This is a genomic window from Acinetobacter sp. 1124_18A, from assembly GCF_052824995.1.
This window is the reverse complement of record NZ_VTDF01000007.1, coordinates 36,572-54,789: the sequence shown is the minus strand read 5'-3', so window position 1 is coordinate 54,789 and position 18,218 is coordinate 36,572. Positions and strand designations below refer to the sequence as shown.

15 protein-coding genes are annotated in these 18,218 nt (G+C 34.7%); 1 reads left to right on the top strand and 14 read right to left on the bottom strand.

Annotation, left to right across the window (positions count from 1 at the left end):
• Positions 1-316: 316 nt before the first annotated feature.
• Positions 317-1,687 carry a phosphomannomutase CpsG gene (locus tag FY048_RS14430; protein WP_446091592.1) on the top strand — a complete coding sequence of 457 codons (1,371 nt, stop codon included), beginning with the start codon at positions 317-319 and terminating at the stop codon, positions 1,685-1,687.
• A 43-nt stretch (positions 1,688-1,730) separates the two neighbouring features.
• On the opposite strand, the gene galE is transcribed toward FY048_RS14430, so the two are convergent.
• The 14 genes from galE to tviB all read right to left on the bottom strand — a co-directional run bounded on the left by galE (position 1,731) and on the right by tviB (position 18,042).
• On the bottom strand, positions 1,731-2,747 hold the full coding sequence (galE, locus tag FY048_RS14425) for a UDP-glucose 4-epimerase GalE (protein WP_446091591.1): 1,017 nt from the start codon (positions 2,745-2,747) through the stop codon (positions 1,731-1,733).
• Complete coding sequence (gene pgi / locus FY048_RS14420; protein WP_446091590.1) at positions 2,740-4,410, bottom strand: glucose-6-phosphate isomerase; 1,671 nt, start codon at positions 4,408-4,410, stop codon at positions 2,740-2,742. The genes galE and pgi overlap by 8 nt, the downstream gene beginning before the upstream one ends.
• Positions 4,407-5,669 carry a nucleotide sugar dehydrogenase gene (locus FY048_RS14415; RefSeq protein WP_004795442.1) on the bottom strand — a complete coding sequence of 421 codons (1,263 nt, stop codon included), beginning with the start codon at positions 5,667-5,669 and terminating at the stop codon, positions 4,407-4,409. The genes pgi and FY048_RS14415 overlap by 4 nt, the downstream gene beginning before the upstream one ends.
• 116 nt (positions 5,670-5,785) lie before the next feature.
• Positions 5,786-6,661, bottom strand: a complete 876-nt coding sequence (galU, locus tag FY048_RS14410; protein ID WP_111856301.1) for a UTP--glucose-1-phosphate uridylyltransferase GalU — start codon at positions 6,659-6,661, stop codon at positions 5,786-5,788.
• Positions 6,662-6,672: 11 nt separating this feature from the next.
• A complete protein-coding gene (locus tag FY048_RS14405; protein ID WP_446091589.1) occupies positions 6,673-8,547 on the bottom strand; it encodes a polysaccharide biosynthesis protein in 1,875 nt (624 codons plus the stop codon).
• A gap of 141 nt (positions 8,548-8,688) precedes the next feature.
• Complete coding sequence (locus FY048_RS14400) at positions 8,689-9,864, bottom strand: DegT/DnrJ/EryC1/StrS family aminotransferase (RefSeq protein ID WP_446091588.1); 1,176 nt, start codon at positions 9,862-9,864, stop codon at positions 8,689-8,691.
• A 26-nt stretch (positions 9,865-9,890) separates the two neighbouring features.
• On the bottom strand, positions 9,891-10,550 hold the full coding sequence (locus FY048_RS14395; RefSeq protein WP_446091587.1) for an acetyltransferase: 660 nt from the start codon (positions 10,548-10,550) through the stop codon (positions 9,891-9,893).
• Complete coding sequence (locus tag FY048_RS14390) at positions 10,547-11,155, bottom strand: sugar transferase (RefSeq protein ID WP_446091586.1); 609 nt, start codon at positions 11,153-11,155, stop codon at positions 10,547-10,549. Before FY048_RS14390 ends, FY048_RS14395 begins: the two co-directional genes overlap by 4 nt.
• Positions 11,156-12,298 carry a glycosyltransferase family 4 protein gene (locus tag FY048_RS14385; RefSeq protein WP_446091662.1) on the bottom strand — a complete coding sequence of 381 codons (1,143 nt, stop codon included), beginning with the start codon at positions 12,296-12,298 and terminating at the stop codon, positions 11,156-11,158. It lies immediately after the preceding gene.
• 17 nt (positions 12,299-12,315) lie between these two features.
• Complete coding sequence (locus FY048_RS14380) at positions 12,316-13,242, bottom strand: acyltransferase family protein (protein WP_446091585.1); 927 nt, start codon at positions 13,240-13,242, stop codon at positions 12,316-12,318.
• Positions 13,243-13,419: 177 nt separating this feature from the next.
• Complete coding sequence (locus FY048_RS14375; RefSeq protein ID WP_446091584.1) at positions 13,420-14,508, bottom strand: glycosyltransferase; 1,089 nt, start codon at positions 14,506-14,508, stop codon at positions 13,420-13,422.
• Positions 14,501-15,721 carry a polysaccharide biosynthesis C-terminal domain-containing protein gene (locus FY048_RS14370; protein WP_446091583.1) on the bottom strand — a complete coding sequence of 407 codons (1,221 nt, stop codon included), beginning with the start codon at positions 15,719-15,721 and terminating at the stop codon, positions 14,501-14,503. Before FY048_RS14370 ends, FY048_RS14375 begins: the two co-directional genes overlap by 8 nt.
• Positions 15,722-15,726: 5 nt before the next feature.
• Entirely contained in the window at positions 15,727-16,749 is a 1,023-nt protein-coding gene (locus FY048_RS14365) for an NAD-dependent epimerase/dehydratase family protein (protein WP_446091582.1), read from the bottom strand.
• A gap of 18 nt (positions 16,750-16,767) precedes the next feature.
• Complete coding sequence (gene tviB / locus FY048_RS14360; RefSeq protein ID WP_446091581.1) at positions 16,768-18,042, bottom strand: Vi polysaccharide biosynthesis UDP-N-acetylglucosamine C-6 dehydrogenase TviB; 1,275 nt, start codon at positions 18,040-18,042, stop codon at positions 16,768-16,770.
• Positions 18,043-18,218 lie beyond the last annotated feature (176 nt).

Sequence of the window (18,218 nt, the reverse complement as noted above, 5' to 3'; positions counted from 1 at the left end):
GGTCTTACCAATTTAAAATTAAGTGCAAATGTTGTTCCTTAAACCACAGGAAGCATCATAAATGCAGATATTGGCAAGATCAATCATTAAATAACCATAATAATTGGTAAGACTAATAGTACTAAGTAAAATCAAGCCATTTCGAGCTTTTGGTTTTATTTATTAGACTAAAGTCGTAAAAAAGTATTCTTATAAATTTAAATCTGAGCTACAGAAATGAAGCGTAAAAATTGAATATAAAAACTATAAACATAACCATTAATTGATAAATGTATAATAATGCTCAAAACTCAAATCATTTGTATTGAACTGAATAATGACTACTTTAACGTGTTTTAAAGCCTATGATATCCGGGGCAAACTCGGCACCGAATTGAATGAAGAAATTGCCTATAAAATTGGTCGTGCTTACGGACAGATCTATAAACCAAAGACTGTAGTTGTAGGTTGTGATATTCGTCTAAGCAGTGAAGCTCTAAAACAAGCGACCATTCGAGGTCTAAATGATGCGGGTGTGAATGTTCTTGATTTGGGCATGACGGGTACCGAAGAAGTTTACTTCGCCGCTTTCCATTTAGATGTGCAAGGTGGTATCGAAGTTACTGCTAGCCATAATCCAATGGATTATAACGGCATGAAATTAGTTCGAGAAAATGCTCGTCCAATTAGTGCTGATACCGGTTTAAAAGAAATTCAGACTTTAGCAGCAACCAATAACTTTGAAGAAGTTAGCCAAAAAGGTACAACTCAAAGTTATAACATTTTGCCTGAGTTCGTTGATCACCTAATCACCTATATTGAACCTGCAAAAATCCGCCCACTTAAGTTAGTGGTAAATGCTGGTAATGGAGCTGCGGGTCATGTGATTGATGCCATTGAAGAAAAATTTAAAGCCCTTAACGTACCAGTTGAATTTATTAAAATTCACCATGAAGCAGATGGTACTTTCCCAAATGGTATTCCTAATCCAATTTTAATTGAAAACCGTGACAGCACCCGAAATGCTGTAATTGAGCATAAAGCAGATATGGGGATCGCATGGGATGGCGACTTTGACCGCTGTTTCTTATTTGATGAAAAAGGTCAGTTCATTGAAGGCTACTATATTGTTGGCCTCTTAGCTCAAGCTTTCTTGATTAAACAACCTGGCGAAAAAATTGTTCACGATCCACGATTAGTGTGGAACACATTTGATATCGTAGATGAATATAAAGGTGTTGCTGTACAGTCAAAATCTGGTCATGCATTCATTAAAGACGTGATGCGTGAACACAATGCTGTATATGGCGGCGAAATGAGTGCTCATCATTATTTCCGTGACTTTGCTTACTGTGACAGCGGTATGATTCCGTGGTTACTTACTATTGCCCTACTTTCTGAAACAGGAAAATCTCTTTCAACACTGGTTGAAAATATGATTACCAAGTTCCCTTGTAGCGGTGAAATCAACTTTGAAGTGGCTGACACACAAATCACCATTCAAAAGATTTTCGATTTTTATGCTGAGCAAAATCCACAAATTGACCGTACCGATGGTGTAAGTCTAGACTTTGGTGCATGGCGCTTTAATATCCGTGCTTCAAACACTGAACCTTTGCTACGCCTCAACATTGAAAGCCGTGCAGACCGACAAGCACAGCCAATGCAACATTATGTAGATGAGTTGACTGGTTTAATTCAGAACTAATTCATAATAAAAAAGGAGCTATAAGCTCCTTTTTTATTGCTATTTAATTATATCCATTAGGATTCTGCTTTTGCCAGTTCCAACTATCCTTGAGCATATCCTCTAAACTATATTGCGGTTGCCAACCCAACTCAGCAACTGCACGGCTATTGTCTGCAAAAGAAGTCGCAACATCGCCAGCTCGACGTTCGACAAACTCAAAAGCTACAGGTATGCCATTAACTTGTTCAAAGGTGTCTTTAACTTGCAAAACAGATGAACCATTGCCTGTACCGATATTCCATGCTCGACAACCTTTCGACTGTAAACGGTTATTCAAAGCACACAAATGTGCATTCGCTAAGTCAACTACATGAATATAGTCACGTACACCAGTGCCATCTACTGTGTCATAGTCATTGCCATAAATAGATAATTTTTCACGGCGACCAACAGCAACTTGAGTCACATACGGCATTAAATTATTTGGAATACCTTGCGGATCTTCACCAATACGCCCACTCTTATGTGCACCTACAGGGTTAAAATAACGAAGCAATGCGATTGACCATTCTGGATTAGACACCGACAACTTTTGCAATAATTGCTCAACAATCAATTTAGTATAACCATAGTTATTACTTGGCATACCTGTTGGCATGTCTTCGTTTAATGGCGATATATTGCCTTCGTCATACACTGTTGCAGAGGAACTAAATACAAGTGTGTAAACACCAGCCTTTTCCATCGAGTTAACCAGTTGAATGCTACCTGCAATATTATTATCAAAATAAATGAGCGGTTCTTCTTGGCTTTCACCCACCGCTTTTAAACCTGCGAAATGAATAACAGCATCAATTGAATGATTTTCGAAAACACGATCAAGTTCATCCGCATTACGAATATCACCCTGCACAAAAGTTAAACTTTTTTGGGCGATATCTTGAACTCTATTTAAAGATTCTTCTGAACTATTCGAAAGATTATCAAAAACGATAACTTCATGACCAGCCTGTAAAAGCTCAACACATGTGTGTGAACCAATATAACCTGCGCCACCAGTGACTAGAATTTTAGCCATCTACTTTTCCTAACAATATTTTAATTAATCCACGCGTTGAAGCATCAAGTGTTGAAAGGTCATTTTGCACACCGTTTAAAATCGGAAGTAGCTGATCAGCAATCTGCTTACCTTTCTCAACTCCCCACTGATCAAATGGATTAATATTCCAGATCACAGACTGCACAAAGACTTTATGCTCGTATAAAGCAATCAACATCCCTAAACTATAGGGGTTTAATTCTCTCAATAATAATGTAGAACTTGGTTGATTGCCTTCATATTGCTTATAAATTGGTAAATTCTCTAATTCAGTTGAGTCTAATGCTTCATTACCAAAAGCTAATAATCTTGATTGTGCTAAACAGTTTGAAAGTGCCAGATGATGTTGCTCGACTAGAGCTTCTGCATTTTCAACATAGGTAAAATGATCTGCGTTATAACGTTGAATTGGCGCAATAAAATCACAGCTTACGGCTTGAGAACCTTGATGTAACAATTGATAGAAGGCATGCTGAGCATTTGGTCCAACCTCACCCCATATAATAGGGCAAGTATCAAGCTCAACTTTTAAGCCATTGCGCTGTACTGACTTCCCATTGGATTCCATTTCTAACTGTTGCAGATAAGCCGCAAAATACTTTAATCGTCCATCATAGGGTAATACTGCATGGGTCTGAATATTTAAAAAATTATTATTCCAGATTCCTAATAATGCCATCAAAACTGGAATATTTTGATCAAAACTCGTATTTTGAAAATGCTCATCGACGGCATGAGCCCCTGCTAAAAGTTGCTGGAAGCCTTCCACACCGATCGTCAATGCTATAGGTAAACCGATACAGGACCATAGAGAATAACGCCCGCCTACCCAGTCCCACAGTAGTAACTGGTTTTCAGGCGCGATTCCCCATTCTGACATTTTGTCAGCTTTTGTAGATATACCAATAAAGTGACTTTTTAATACACGAGCATGAGTTCCTAACGCTTTTTCAAGCCACTGTCGAACTGTTTGTGCATTTGATAAGGTATCAATCGTACCAAAAGATTTAGATGAAATAATAAACAAAGTTGTTTCAGGACGAAGTTGATGGAGTAACTCAGATAACTGACTACCATCCATCGTAGATACAAAGTGAATATTTAAAGGTTTAGCCGTTTTTACCTTAAAATCAGATAAAGCATGAGTAACCATTTGCGGTCCTAAATCAGAACCACCCACCCCAATATTAACAACGTCTTGAATCACCTCACCAGTTGAACCACGATATTGCCCTGCATGGATTTTTTCCACTAAGGTATACATACGTTGTAACTGGCTATGAACTTGTTCTGTTAAATCTGGGAACTTTGAATAATCAGCCGGTAAACGCAAGGCCCAGTGCATTGCTTCACGTTGCTCAGTACAGTTAATTTTATTTTGTGAAAAAAGGCGATTAATCCATTCAGTTAAGCTTTTAGTATTCGCAAGAGCTACTAATTGTCCCAAAATATCTTTGGTTAAGCGGTGCTTACTATAATCAAAAAATAATTGATCAAATTTTACAGAATAATTTTGAAAACGATCTGGCTCTAAAGCAAACAACTCTTTTATATGTAATTTTGAGTTTTTTTCACCTAAATTTTGAAGATGAGCTAAAGGTGAGATTAATTCCTTTGGAAATTGCTCAATTGATTTACTCATAAGCGACCTACTCCTTCATAAGCAAAACCTTTCGCCTTTACATACGCAGGATCATAAATATTACGTCCATCTAAAATTAAAGGATGCTTCATTAACTGTTGTAGTTGCTTAAAGTCAGGACTCCAATATTGCTTCCACGCCGTGACTAGACATAATGCATGAGCATCTCGTACCGCCTCATATTGATCAGTACATAAAATTAAATCTTCACGATGCCCATAGGTTGCAGCTATTTCATCTAAAGCTTGAGGGTCATGCAGACGTACTATTACACCCTGTGCCCATAATGCAGCTAATAAAATATGAATTGGTGAATTATGTATATTCGAAGTATTTTCTTTAAAAGAAGCACCCCAAATCGCAACTGTTTTGCCATTTAGACTACAGTGATAATAATTCCATAACTTCCGAAATAAAATTTCTTTCTGCTGCTCATTAATCGCCCAAACCTGTTCCAAAAGTCGACTTTTTGTTCCAGTTTCAGAGACAGTGCTCGAAAGTGTTAAAATATCATGCGAAAAGTTCTCACCACCAAATCCTACACCCGGCGATAAATATGCAGCACCAATACGTGTGTCAGCAGCTATACCATGTTTTACGTTCGCAATATCAATACCTAACTTTTCAGCCACCATAGCCAAATCATTCATATAACTAATGCGGGTAGCCAACATGCCTGAAATACTCAGTTTGGTGAACTCAGCATCTAAAATCGGCATAAATAAATATTGATAACTAAATTGGAAAAAAGGACGCAATAACTCTTGCATGGTTTCACTTGCATCTCTAGATTCCACACCAACAATGACATGTTTTACATTCAATACACTATTGATGGCATTACCTTCCTGAATCACATCAGGAAAATAAACCCACTCATCTTTTGGCAAATGCTGTTTTAATTTCTCTGTACCATGCAAACCAAAAGTAGAACCATTAATCATTAATCGCGGATGAACAATAGGTCGTTCACTCAGTTTCTCTACTGTTTTTAATGCAAGTTCAATTTGTGTTGGGCTAAAACAAAATAAATAAACTTCAATATCTAAAGGAATCTCAGAAAAAGGGCTCTCTTTTAAGAAACCCGCTTTTCGCTGCTTATTTAAATAATTATTTACGTCTTGGTCTTGATACGAAAGTACAGAAATATTTTCTTCACAGGTGACACTTGTACACCAGTAAATTTGATTACCATATTCAGCTAATAACGCTGCCATCACGCCGGCATGTAACGTTGTTCCAAATACTGCGATTTTCATTGCACACCTGATTTTTCGTATTTTATAGATTTCTCTTCCCTATACAGGAAGAGAATATACTGCTCAGCTACTATATTCAGTAGTTTTTACAAATGCTTAAGCAGAACTACAAAACTTTATAATTTAAGTTCTTGAATCAGCTGTTTAAATTCCAATCCCAACTTAGGGTGTGCAACACCATAGTGTAGTACAGCTTTCAAATAACCCAGCTTGCTGCCACAGTCAAAAGTTTGGCCTTGCATACGATAAGCTTCAACGGTATCAGTTTCTTGAAGCATCGCAATTGCATCAGTTAACTGAATTTCATTGCCCGCGCCTTTCGGAGTATTTTCCAAAAGCTGCATAATCTTAGCAGGTAAAATATAACGCCCCACCACGGATAAATTAGAAGGTGCAGAACCTATAGCAGGCTTTTCGATAATTCCCTGCATAGCAATACTTTCACCCTCATTCGGGCTCTGCTTTACATCAACAATTCCATACTGATCTACAAGATGGTCTGGTACTGCCTCAACCATGATTTGAGCAGCTTGACTTGATTCATAGCGTGAAATCATACGCGATAAATCATTTTTTCCTGAGTTGTCTTGCACCAATACATCTGGCAATAACACAGCAAAATCATCTTGCCCAACAATACTTTTTGCACATAAAACAGCATGCCCCAAACCCAAAGGTTGGGGTTGTCTTACACTTACCACACTTACATGAGATGGAATAATCTGCGTAATTTCTTCAAGTAAATCGAACTTTTTCTTTTGCTCTAGAGTCGTTTCTAGTTCAAAGTTTCGATCAAAATAATTTTCAATTGATGCCTTAGATGAATGAGTTACCAAAATAATTTGCTCAATTCCAGCTTCTACAGCTTCACGCACTACATATTCAATTGCAGGACGATCAACCACTGTAACCATTTCTTTGGGAATTGACTTACTTGCTGGTAAAAAACGTGTACCTAATCCAGCTACCGGTAAAACTGCCTTTTTAATCACACATTCACTCTCTAATTAACCATAATATCTTTACTACGTTTATAACCATCAACATAGTGTTCAAGTTGACAAAGAGCCCAATCAATATCTTTTTGAACAGCAGTCATATTATTAACTCGATCAAAAACTTCTTGAATTTCAGTAAGTGGATAGAACTTTTCAAATGATCGAAGAATTCTACTGTGCTCGGTATATTCAGTATTTTCTTGATCAATTAATAATTCTTCGTAAAGTTTTTCTCCTGGGCGTAATCCACTATAGCGAATTTCGATATCCCCTTGAACTGAGTCTTTTTCACGCACAGTTAAACCACTTAAAGAAATCATTTGTCGAGCTAAATCCTGAATACGAACAGGCTCACCCATATCAAGTAAAAAGACATCTCCACCTTTACCTAAAGCACCAGCTTGAATAACCAACTGTGATGCTTCAGGAATGGTCATGAAGTAGCGTGTTACATCTGGATGAGTCACAGTAATAGGACCACCTTTTGCAATCTGATTTTTAAATAATGGCACTACAGAACCTGAAGAACCTAGTACATTACCAAAACGTACAATACTAATTTGAGTTTGCTTTTGAGCTTCAGCCATTGCCTGACAATAAAGTTCAGCCATGCGTTTTGAAGCGCCCATAACATTGGTTGGACGTACGGCTTTATCAGTCGAGATGAGAACAAATGTCTCCACACCCTTTTTCACAGCTGCATTTAAACTATTCGCTGTTCCAATCGCATTGTTCTTTAATCCTGCAATTGGATTACATTCTACTAAAGGTACATGTTTATAAGCGGCGGCATGATAAACAGTCTGTACACTATATTGCTCAATAATACGTTCTAATTTTTGTTGATCCTGAACAGTACCTAAAATTGGGACAATTTCACATTGAGCATTTAGACGTAATTCTCTATCTATACTATAAAGAGCAAATTCTGTAATTTCATAAATAATCAACATTTTAGGTTGATTTTTAATAATTTGTCGACATAACTCCGAGCCAATAGAGCCGCCCGCACCTGTTACCATCACGATTTTATTATGAATATTTTTTGCAAGTAAATGATCTACAGGGGGTACTGGGTCACGTCCCAGTAAGTCAATAATGTCTACTTCACGAATATCAGCAACTTTTAGTTCACCATCGACTAGCTGAGTAAGGCCAGGAAGTTCCGTAATTTTAAGATGTGCAGGTTTTAACTGTTGAATAATTTCACTTTTACGTACACGACCCACTGAAGGTAATGCTAATAAAATTTCATCAGTTTTATATTTTTCAAACCGCTGTAAAGCTTTTTCTAAAGATAGTACTTTTAAGCCGCCAACCATATGGTCTTGCAAAGAACTATTATCATCGATGAAGAAAACAGGTAAATGATTGCCAGAACGATAAAGCACAGCTGCAATTTGCTGACCAGCATCACCAGCACCATAAATCGCGATACGCTTTCTTTCTTCACCTGTGAGTAATGCAGACTTTACAATAAATCGGATAAATGCACGACTGCACCAAACCCAACTAAACATTAAAAAACCAAACATCAATGGAATTGACGTCGGAACAAAAGCTGCTGAGAATGCATTTAGGCTATATAAAACAACCACCATCAGGGCAACAGCAAACGCTAATTTTGCAATAAAGGCTTCGTTAAAAGTACGAACAATAAAACGATATACGCCTGCTAGCATTAAACTTAAAATAGCAACGATAGTAACGATGGCGACTCCATAGTTAATACCTGGGATAACATCAGCACCTAAATCAAATAGTCGAATGGCATAACATAACCACAAAATAACAGGAAACGCAAAAAGGTCTACAAGAACCAAAAAACATTGTTTGGCGAGTCTTGGGACAGACGCAAACTGATAAATAATCTTTTTCACAATACTCTTCTAATCGTTGTAGTAACCGTGCGGTATTTATACTCATTTCTTATATAACTAGAAATAAAATTTACGCAGCGGTTACATAACTTTAAATCAGATAATAATTCAAAAGAAAGCTATGCTAATAGCTTCACATTTTTATGATTGTATAGCTCTACTAACAGCATTAATTGCACTAATTGTTTTTTCTATACTATCTTGGCTTAAAGTCGGATGTACCAAGAACATTAAGCTTGTTTCACCTAGTTTCTGCGCATTTTCCAACCGTTTTTCTGGGCGCCATGGGGTTCCATCAAAAGCATGCTCTAAATAAACTTCTGAACAAGAGCCACTAAAGCAAGGTATATCGTGAGCATTAATTTCTTGCATAATACGATCACGTGACCAACCTTCTGGTAACGTCTCTAAATTCACTTGAACATAACATTTATAATATGCATGAACATAATCATTTGAAGGGATATGAACGTTAAAGTAAAGAGAATTTTCAAACGCTTCTAAAATCTTTTCTGCATTTTCAGTACGCTTTTGTGTCCATTCAGCCATACGTGTTAACTGAATTCGACCAATAACTGCTTGCATTTCCATCATGCGCCAATTAGTACCAAATGAGTCATGCAGCCAACGGAAACCTGGAGGATGTTGTTTATTATAAATACTATCGTAGCTTTTACCATGGTCTTTATATGACCACATTTTTTTCCAAAGTGTCTCATCATTTGTGGTGACCATACCGCCCTCACCACCAGTTGTCATAATTTTATCTTGGCAAAAAGACCAAGCAGAAATATGACCGATTGACCCTGCAGCTTTACCTTTATATTTTGCACCATGAGCCTGTGCGCAATCTTCAATAACATAAATGCCACGCTCAGCAGCAAATTGCATTATCGGATCCATATCGCACATCCAACCAGCCAAATGTACACAAATAATCGCTTTCGTATTTGGTGTAATGACAGCTTCAATCATACGTCGTGAAATGTTTTGAGAATCTAATTCTACATCTGCAAAAACAGGATTAGCACCCGCTGTTACAATAGAACTCGCTGAAGCAAGAAAAGTACGGGATGTCACAATAACATCATCACCTGCACCGATATCTAAAGCCTTTAATGCAACATCAAGTGCCACAGTTCCATTGGCCAAAGCTACTGCATATTTTGTACCAGAAAACTCGGCAAATTCTTTTTCAAAAATTCTACATTCTTGACCAGTCCAATAATTTACCTTATTTGATAGTAATACATTTTTGACTGCGTCAGCTTCTTCTGTAGTAAAACTTGGCCATGGTTCAAATGCAGTGTTTAACATTATGATTTCCTAATAAAAAATACTTCTTACTTTCTTTCTAAAATTCTGGCAGGGTTGCCGACAACTGTTAAGCCAGCTGGGACACTTTTAGTTACTACAGCACCCATTCCAACAATAGCACCTTTACCAATTACTAAAGGCCTGTCAGGTGTACCTTGTTTTATGAATGCTCCAGCACCAATGTACGCATGATCTTCAATATGAATGTTGCCATTGCACTTAACACCCGGTGCAAAAGTTACATAGTCGCCAATCACACAGTCATGCTCAACATAGCTGTATAAATTAGCATGAAAACATTTACCAATTTTTATGTTTGATGTAATTGAAACGAAAGGGCTTAAGGCTGCACCTTCGCTTATTTCAACATTATCCATGATTACTGTGTTATCAGCTTGTATGGACCAAAGTTTAATACCATCAGCAACCAATTGATTTGCAATTTTTTCACGGATCTGACTATTCGCAATAGCAATTAATACATATTTATCAGAGCAATCTATTGATTTAAATGTTTGATAGTTTAAAGCTGGATGTCCGTTTACTATCTTTTCTTCTTGTAAACTATCATCAATAAAATAAATTTCAGCTAAAATACCCTGACGTTGAAGCTGTTGTCTTGCAACAGGCATCAAACTACGGCCACAGCCTGAAGCACCGTAAATAGCATAAATCGAATTACTCATTTATCCAATTCCGACTTTGAACCTGTAAACTTGGTCATCGTGGCCTCACCCGCCTCATTAATATCGTCTTTAGCGATTACTTTTTTAACAGTTTGTAGCATAATTTTAAAATCTAACCAAAGCGATCTGTTTTCCACGTACCATGTATCAAGCTTAAATTTTTCATCCCAGCCAATTGCATTACGCCCATTAACCTGAGCATGACCAGTCATTCCTGGACGTACATCATGACGCTTCGCCTGTTCTTTATTATAAAGCGGCAAGTATTCCATCAGTAAAGGTCTTGGACCTACAATACTCATATCACCTTTAATCACGTTCCAAAGCTCAGGCATTTCATCCAAACTGCTTGAACGAAGCATTTTACCAAATGGTGTTAGACGCTCACTATCAGGTAAAGGATTACCCTGTGCATCGGTTGCGTCTTTCATTGTTCGAAACTTAATCATTTCAAACGGCTTCCCATGTAACCCTGGGCGAACTTGGCGGAACAATACTGGCGAACCTAAGTTTTTTTTCACTTTATATGCAACATAAAAATATAAAGGTGAAAGTAGAATTAATGCTACAGAAGCAATAATGATATCAAGTAAACGTTTTAACACTTATTTAATTCCCATTTCTGTCATCATATGATGATTCACTTGATGTACATCATATTTGTGTAATGCAATTTCTCTAGAACGTGTTCCCATAATTCCAGCCAATTCAGGATTCTGAATGAACTTTTTCATTGCCATCTCTAAGCTAGTGACAGACTTTACTTCAACTAAATAACCATTTCCATCGTGCTCTACAGTTTCTCTACATCCAGGAGCATCTGTTGTAATAATAGCTCGTCCCATAGACATTGCTTCTAAGACAGTACGAGGTGTGCCTTCTCTATAAGAAGGTAATACATAAATTGAACTTTCAGCAATAGCGGGACGAACATCAGAAAGCTTCCCCCAGTATTTAATAATTTTTTCATCTATCCATGAATCTAATTCTTGCTGTTTTATCGCGGTTGGATTTTCATCTATCCAACCCACTAAATTAAATTCAATCTGAGGATATTCTTTTTTAATTAATTTGGCTGCTTCTACATACTCTCTTATACCTTTATCTTCTAATAATCGAGCAATTAATAAAAAAGAAACCTTAACTTCACCATTCATAGCACGAGGCAAACTTACAACTTCAAAATCAGTCACATTAACACCGGATCCGTTGACAACTACTGCTGGAACCTTATTACTTAATAAATTTAATTGTTGGAATAAAGCAAGATCATCCGGGTTCTGGAAAAAAACTTTGGACGATCTTATTAATGCTTGTTTATAAAGCCAATGTACGATCTTTTGAAACGTGCTTCTTTTACTTGTACCGTCTACATTCTGAAAAGCATATCCCAACCCTGTGATGAGTGAAAAACGATTTGGCACTTTTGCCAAATAAGTAGCAAGCGTGCCGTAGATCACAGGTTTAATCGTATATGACAAGACATAGTCTGGCTGAATCTTCTTTGTAATTTTATAGATTTCAACTAGTGTTTTTATATCTGTAATAGGATTAGTTCCGGTTCTTTGCATGTTAACAGAGTAAACCGAGTAACCAAGAGATTTTAGTTGGTCTAGTTCAGGCTGAAACAGCTCAAGATCGGGGGCAATGATATGAATCTCATGGCCTTGATGGTGAATAGCCTCTAGTAATTTTCCACGAAAATTTAAAACTGAAGGTAAAAAACTACTAATCATTAAAAATTTCATTTTGTTTTCAACTTCACTCACAAAATAACCCTAATTTTTTTGTTTAACATGATCAACATCATAGAAGCTAAACAACTAAGAACAACTGTTACGAGAAACAATTCAATTGAATTGATATTAAAAGATTTAAGTAAATTTTGAAATAAAGGATGTATCAGATACAAAGCTGTTGAAAAGAGAGCCAACGTCTTACCTTCACTTTTAATATTTAAATTAAAAACAAATATAAAGATGAAAGGACATAACAACATTAAGGAAAACATTAGATCTAATGGATCTGTTTTACTTATAAAGAAGTAATTAATATAAACTTCGATATATAAAAGGATTAAAGATATTAATACAAGAAATGGAGCAATTTTTTTATATTTAGCAGTTAAATTAAATTTATGAATAAGAAAGCCGAACATCAAGAAAGGATAACATACTGTAAAAGAATTTCTATAAAAAGAATAATAGTTAAATAAGAAATCAATTTTTTTTGGAAGTAAATGAAAATTACCTATATATTGAAAAAGGCAACCTAGTATAAATAAAAAAAATGCCAATACTATTTGTATTACAGTATTTAATCCTTTTGTAAAATATAGTAAAACCCCTCCCCCAATTGTGCCCGCTAGATACCACAAATGATGATAACCTAAAAAAAATATTTCAAAAATATTTCCTAAGGAGTTCAAATAACTCACATAAAACACACTATAAAAAAACATCCAAAAAACATATAAAAAAAATAATCTTAAAAACCACCTCTTAAAATCTTTTAACAAAAATAAATAGTATCCAGTTATTAATAAAAAAATAGGAACTCCTATTCTAAATATACCATTAACAGTAAAAAAATAAAGTAAATTATTTAAGTCTAAAAAAATTTTTCCATGCAAAGCTATAATAGCTAAAGCTAAAAATAATTTCAGTATATCCAAAGATATATTTCTAGACATTAAAACACCTTACTTTCAAGTTAATTAAGATTTTTTGTTTTTAAATTTATAAACAAACATCCAAACCAAAGACATAAATACTACAGTAAAACCATTTTTCTTAAATTCATAAATAGTTGCTATTAAGAAAAATAAGAATAATATTGTAATAATTATATAAATCATATGTCATCAACCTTATCTAATATTCCAAAAACTTTTATATTTATTAGTGACTATATTTATATTAAATCTATTAATAGTTAAGTTAAATGCCTCATTCATTTTCTGCTTTTTTTCAACCACTGATAAATTAAGATAACTATTAATACAATCAATTAAATTACTAGTATTTAATACATTAGCAATATAGTCATTATCATTAATAATATATCTAGCATCTCCCACATCTGTAGAGATACAAATAGCACCAGTTGCCATAGCCTCAATTAAAACATTTGGAAAACCCTCTGTAATTGAAGTCATTAATAAGACATCAATATCATGGTAAAAAGCTTCCATTTCTTTAACGGCATCAAGCAAAGTTACATTATTTCCAATTACAATTTTTTTGGATAAGTCTTCAATCTCTTTATCTTTCAAAGATAGACCTTTACCAGCAACTCTGAATTCTATTCTAGGGTCATCTTTAAAAGCGGACATCACCTCAAATAAATAAGGAATTCCTTTTGCTTTATGATTTCTACCAACAAAGCCAATTGTAATAGGATTACTAAAGTCTCTTTCAAAAAATCTAAATTTTTCCAAATCAATTCCATTTGGAATAAAAACCTGATTTTTATTTTTAAAACCAAATTGCTTATGTTGCTTTAATGAGGATTGAGCACAATAAACAATACCTGTAGCTTTCTTTGATAGGTATTTATTCAAATATATCGCAACTTTTGTACTCAAAGACTCATCTGAAATTGAATTTAAAGAATGATGTATACCCCAATATATTGGATAGCTCTGTCTACAAAAAGAGTTAGCAATAGTTACCATGAAATTGGCATGATACATCCAACTTTGAATTATGTCTGGTTGAATACTATCAATTTCTTTAGCTAGTCTAGATATTGTTTTTGCTGTATTCGTAATTTTCCAATTCAAAGCTTTTGACAGTTTAACTTGCTTTAAACTTTCTTCATAAATGTCTGAAAGGCTAATAAGTGAAATAAGGTAGTGATCATATTCTGGTTGGGCAAGAATAAGCTTTTGCAACATCATTTCTGCACCGCCAAGTGCTGAAAAGTTAGTAATTACATGCAATACTTTTTTACGCATCTACTTTTCTCACCATATTAATATATAAAATTAATGTACTCAAAATAAACTGAGCAGCAGAAGATGCAACCGTAGCCCAAGCTGCACCTAACAAACCATAAGCTGGTATTAAAATCCAACATAAGACTAAGGTAAAAATAGTTAGAAATAGAAATAATGGAAGTTGTATTTTGATTAGGCCTAAGCTTGTCATCAAATATCCATTTACTACTGACAAGTAAGTAAATAACCCCGCAAACATAACAATATTTAGTATATCTATCCAAACCAAATAATGTGAACCATAAAGAATATTAACGAAAAAATCACCTAAAGTAATCGAAACTATTAAACCACTTACTCCTAAAAAAGCTGCCATACCCCACGCCTGCATAGTTAATTTACTTAACTCATGCATTTTATTTTCTTTAAAAAGAATAGAAAATCGTGGGCTAATAAATTGGCATATTGAATTTATTACGATTCCACCCACGATAATAAAATAATAAAAAACTGAAAAAACACCAACATACTCTAAGTTAAAAAATTTCTCTAAAAAAAAGCGAGGTATATTGCTTTGTAAAGCAACTAGCATTACAGATATCCCTAAAGGTAATGCTAAAATAATAATATTTTTAAAATCCACTACATTTAAATAAAAATATTTCTTATTTAAACCAATATTGCGAAAATCTATCAGCAGTAAAGTTAATACATAAATTAATATTATACCTATCAAACCAATATTCAATAAATTATAAAAATATAGCAAACTTCCAAAAATCAGGATTAAAGCTAAAGACTTTACCGTAAGAGATAAGCTAATTAATTTCGTTTTTCCTTGAGCATTATAATATGCATAAATAATATCTGAGATTGCCTCTAAGGCTTTAATACATCCCAGTAATAAAACTACTTTCCAAATATTACTACTAGATAAAAAAGATAGCAAAAAGGAAAATAATATAGCCAAAAATATACTATAAAATCTCAAAGCAAAATAAGACTTATAGTTAAAATTTGAATTGAGATTAAACTCAGCTACAACAATTGGACGAAGCTGTAAGTTAGTGAGCATAAAAACAGGTGTCACTAATGCCAATGCATATGTATACGCACCTACAGCCTGATTATCAGAAAAATGGCTAATAAAAATTAATATTAGCCATTGAGAAAAAGCAAATAAAATATTCCCACTTAGGAGGAATTTTGCTTTATTTAATAGTGATAGCATATGATTTAATTTAAGAAATTCTTATACCAAACCATTGCTTGTGAGATACCTTCAAAAATTCTAAATTTTGGATCATATCCGAGTAATGTTTTGATTTTAGTTACATCTGCTTGAGAATGCCTTACATCACCCGTTCTAAATTCACGATAAACAGGTTCTTTATCACAAGAGATTGCATTTTCGTTTAAAGCAGATTTAATAGCCTTAAATAAATCATTTAGGGTAGTTCTATCCCCTACTGCTACATTATAGACTTGATTTTTAGCTTCATCATTTGCGACGGCCGCTAAAATATTGGCTTGTACTGTATTTTCGATATAACAAAAATCACGGCTGGTCTCACCATCGCCATTGATAAATACATCGTCTCCTTGAATCATAGCTGCCGTCCATTTTGGAATAACTGCTGCATAAGCTCCATTAGGATCTTGACGTTTACCGAATACATTAAAATAACGTAAACCTACTGCTTTAAAACCATATGTACGAGCAAAAACTTCCGCATAAAGCTCATTTACATATTTAGTTACCGCATAAGGAGATAATGGATTACCAATATTTTCTTCTACTTTTGGTAATGCCGGATGATCACCATATGTAGAGCTACTCGCAGCATACGTAAAGCTTTTGACCTGCGCATCTCTTGCTGCAACGAGCATATTTAAAAACCCCGTAATATTGGCACTATTTGTCAATATTGGATCAGCAATTGAGCGCGGAACAGAACCTAGAGCGGCTTGATGTAAAACGTAGTCAACGTTTGCACATGCCTTTTGACAATCTTCTAAGTTTCGAATGTCACCATTATAGAAAGTGAAATTCTTCCATTGTTCACTGGTAACTAAACCCTCTACCTCATCCAGATTATATTGATGACCTGTAGCAAAGTTGTCTAAACCAATTACTTTTTGATTTAACTTTAATAAAGTTTCTAACAGGTTTGATCCGATAAAACCAGCAACGCCTGTTATTAACCATATTTTAGGTGTGTTCTTAAGCTGTTCCAATACTTGTTCATATTGATTCATATTTTTTCTCAACAAATATTATAAACGGATATCTGACTCAGATTGAGCTAAAACATATTTCAGATCATAAAGAACATGCGAAGTTTTACCTAAAGAGCGTATTGCTTCAATACCCATTTCTTTAAATTCGTTATGGGCAACTGCTAGTATTACAGCATCATATTGACCTGCAGTAGGCTGATTAACTGGAGTAATACCATATTCGTGTTGAGTTTCCTCACTATCAATCCACGGATCGTATACATCGACATCCATATAGTATTCTTGTAATTCTTTTACAATATCGATAACTTTCGTATTACGAATATCTGGGCAGTTTTCTTTAAAGCTTAAACCTAATACTAAAACCTTAGCACCTTCAACTTGAATTTTCTTTTTTATCATTCCTTTTACAAGTTGAGTAACAACATATGCTCCCATTGAATCATTTAATCGGCGCCCTGCTAAAATAATTTCTGGATGATATCCAATCGCTTGCGCTTTATGAGTTAAATAATATGGATCGACTCCAATACAATGTCCGCCTACTAAGCCTGGACGAAATGGTAAGAAGTTCCATTTTGTACCCGCAGCTTTAAGTACTTCTTCTGTATCAATGCCTAATTTATTAAAAATAAGTGCTAATTCATTAATAAGAGCAATATTGACATCGCGTTGAGTGTTTTCAATAACTTTTGCAGCTTCAGCAACTTTTATACTAGGTGCTTTATGTGTTCCTGCTTCAATAATTAAATTGTAAACTTCATCTATATAATCAGCAACTTCAGAAGTAGAACCCGAAGTAATTTTTAAAATATTAGTAACGCGATGGAGTTTATCGCCTGGGTTAATACGTTCTGGGCTATAACCAGCGAAGAAATCTTCATTAAAAGTCAAACCTGAAATTTCTTCGAGTACTGGAATACAAACCTCTTCTGTAGCACCCGGATAAACTGTAGATTCGTATACGACAATATCACCTTTTTTCAGAACTTTACCAATACTAGTAGAGGCTTTAACTAGAGGCGTTAAATCTGGTTGCTTATAGTCATCAATCGGAGTTGGTACGGTTACTATAAAAAAATTACAATCTTTTAAATCTTCTAAACTTGCGGTATAGCTTAATTGGGTTGCTTGTTGTAATTCTTCTGGGGAAACCTCTAACGTATGATCTTGACCGTTTTTTAATTCACTGATACGTTTTTGATAAATATCAAAACCTACAACTGGCACTTTTTTGCCAAACTCAACTGCCAATGGCAAGCCTACATAACCTAAACCTATAATCGCTATTCTTAATTCGGCAAGTTGCATAAAAGTTAGCCTTATTCCTTACAAATTTGTATATATAAACAATGATACATCGTGACTAAAGATCGTCGTGCGTAACTATATCAGTTTTTTTTCAACAACTATAAAGCAATTGTATAAAAGTGTTTACAAGCTTTTTCACTGCTTATATTTGAGTAATTCTTAAGAAACTAACCGCC